Origin of the sequence: Streptomyces xanthochromogenes (assembly GCF_014650455.1) — a bacterium.
Lineage (GTDB): Bacteria > Actinomycetota > Actinomycetes > Streptomycetales > Streptomycetaceae > Streptomyces > Streptomyces xanthochromogenes.
Genome location: NZ_BMUZ01000052.1, coordinates 1 through 600, shown reverse-complemented (window position 1 = coordinate 600; position 600 = coordinate 1). Strand labels below are relative to the sequence as shown.

The following is a 600-nucleotide window of genomic DNA, read 5'->3' as shown; positions in this document are numbered from 1 at the left end:
TCCCTGCTCGACCCGTCGGTCTCACAGTCAAGCTCCCTTGTGCACTTACACTCAACACCTGATTGCCAACCAGGCTGAGGGAACCTTTGGGCGCCTCCGTTACTCTTTAGGAGGCAACCGCCCCAGTTAAACTACCCATCAGACACTGTCCCTGATCCGGATCACGGACCGAGGTTAGACATCCAGCACGACCAGAGTGGTATTTCAACGACGACTCCACAACCACTGGCGTGGCCGCTTCAAAGTCTCCCACCTATCCTACACAAGCCGAACCGAACACCAATATCAAACTGTAGTAAAGGTCCCGGGGTCTTTCCGTCCTGCTGCGCGAAACGAGCATCTTTACTCGTAGTGCAATTTCACCGGGCCTATGGTTGAGACAGTCGAGAAGTCGTTACGCCATTCGTGCAGGTCGGAACTTACCCGACAAGGAATTTCGCTACCTTAGGATGGTTATAGTTACCACCGCCGTTTACTGGCGCTTAAGTTCTCAGCTTCGCCACACCGAAATGTGACTAACCGGTCCCCTTAACGTTCCAGCACCGGGCAGGCGTCAGTCCGTATACATCGCCTTACGGCTTCGCACGGACCTGTGTTTTT

At 54.0% G+C, this 600-nt stretch carries 1 rRNA gene; it reads right to left on the bottom strand.

Annotation, left to right across the window (positions count from 1 at the left end):
• A 23S ribosomal RNA gene (locus IE267_RS39330) occupies nucleotides 1-600 on the bottom strand; the annotation flags it as partial.